This window comes from Rhizobacter sp. P2_H3 (assembly GCF_056403355.1).
Genome location: NZ_JBFUFQ010000450.1, coordinates 1 through 1,913, shown reverse-complemented (window position 1 = coordinate 1,913; position 1,913 = coordinate 1). Strand labels below are relative to the sequence as shown.

At 72.7% G+C, this 1,913-nt stretch carries 1 protein-coding gene; it reads left to right on the top strand.

The window, feature by feature from the left end:
- The first annotated feature begins 180 nt into the window (after positions 1–180).
- Positions 181–1,911: a thiamine pyrophosphate-binding protein gene (locus AC1D1T_RS32210; protein ID WP_477993422.1), complete on the top strand. Its 1,731-nt coding sequence runs from the start codon at positions 181–183 to the stop codon at positions 1,909–1,911.
- The last annotated feature ends 2 nt before the right edge of the window (positions 1,912–1,913 follow it).

The following is a 1,913-nucleotide window of genomic DNA, read 5'->3' as shown; positions in this document are numbered from 1 at the left end:
CCGCCAGCCCGCGCCGGCGCTGCGTTCGCGCGACCCATCGGCGCAGCGCATGTGCACCATATGCGCCAGCGCAGACGCCGATTGCGTCGCCCGCGGACACATCCTGTTCCAGGTTGCCGCGAATCGTCAGCGCACGAGGCACACTGGGCGCTTCTGTCCAGCTTCCTGCGCCGCGCCGACATGACTGAATCCGCGTCCTCCTCGCCCCGCCCGCAACGCCTCGCCGGCCATGTGCTCGTCGAAGCCCTGATCGCCCAGGGCATCGACACCGTCTTCGGTGTCCCCGGCGAGAGCTACCTGGCGGTGCTCGACGGCTTCCATGAACACCGCGACAGCATCCGCTTCATCGCCTGCCGGCAGGAGGGCGGCGCCGCCTTCATGGCCGAGGCGCAGGGCAAGCTGACCGGCCGCCCGGGCGTGTGCTTCGTGACGCGCGGCCCCGGTGCCACCAACGCCAGCATCGGGCTGCACACCGCCTTCCAGGACAGCACGCCGATGGTGCTGTTCATCGGCCAGGTGGCGAGCGACCAGCGCGACCGCGAGGCCTTCCAGGAGCTCGACTACCGGCAGGTGTTCGGCCCCGGCACGCTCGGCTTCGCGAAGTGGGTCGGCGAGGTGCACGACCCGGCGCGGCTGCCGGAGTACATCTCGCGCGCCTTCCACACCGCGCTGCAGGGGCGGCCCGGGCCGGTGGTGCTGGTGCTGCCGGAAGACATGCTGACCCAGGCCACCGAAGCGCCGGTGCTGCCACGCGCCGAGCCGGCCCACGCCTGGCCGGCGCCGGGCGGCCTGCGCGACCTGCGCGCGCTGCTGATGGCCGCCGAGCGGCCGTTCGTGATCGCCGGCGGCAGCGGCTGGGACGCGGCCGCCTGCGCGGCGCTGCAGCGCTTCGCCGAGAACTGGAACCTGCCGGTCGGCTGCGCGTTCCGCTTCCAGGACCTGTTCGACAACCGGCATGCCAACTACGCCGGCGACGTCGGCATCGGCATCAACCCGGCGCTCGCGCGGCGCATCGGCGAGGCCGACCTGGTGATCGCCGTCGGCGCGCGGCTGGGCGAGATGACGACCGGCGGCTACACGCTGCTGAAGGCGCCGCGGCCGCTGCAGAAGCTGGTGCACATCCATGCGGGGCCGGAGGAGCTCGGCCGCGTCTACGCCGCCGACCTGCTGCTGCAGTCGTCGATGGCTGCCGCCGCGAAGGCGCTCGAAGCGCTGGCTGCGCCGACCAAGCCGGCCTGGGGCGAGTGGACGGCCGCGGCGCATGCCGACTACGAGGCCAACCACGTCGCCGGCGCGGTGCAGCCGCTCGACATGGCCGAGGTCATCAAGACCATCCAGCGCCTCGCGCCGGCCGATACGGTCTACACCAACGGCGCCGGCAACTACAGCGGCTGGCTGCACCGCTTCTGCCGCTACCACGGCATGCAGCACGCCGGCCGCACGCAGCTCGCGCCGACCGCCGGCGCGATGGGCTACGGCGTGCCGGCCGCGGTGGCCGCGGCGCTGCTGTATCCCGAGCGCACCGTCGTCAACATCGCCGGCGACGGCGACTTCCTGATGACCGGCCAGGAGCTGGCGACCGCCACCGGCTACGGCGCGAAGCGGCTGATCAGCGTCGTCGTCGACAACGGCACCTACGGGACGATCCGCATGCACCAGGAGCGCGAGTACCCCGGGCGCGTCAGCGGCAGCGACCTGTTCAACCCGGATTTCGCGGCACTGGCCGAGGCCTTCGGCTGGCGCGCGGCACGTGTCTCGGACACCGCCGGCTTCGGGCCGGCATTCGCCGCTGCGCTCGACAGCGGCCGGCCGACGCTGCTGCACCTGAAACTCGATGCCGATGTCAGCACCAGCCGCAGCAGCCTGCAGGCGATCCGCGAGGCGGCGAAACGGCGCCTTGGCCAGGCCTGAGA

Coding starts and splice junctions, on each gene's coding strand:
- AC1D1T_RS32210 (WP_477993422.1), top strand. CDS start 181: ATGACTGAATCCGCGTCCTCCTCGCCCCGCCCGCAACGCCTCGCCGGC.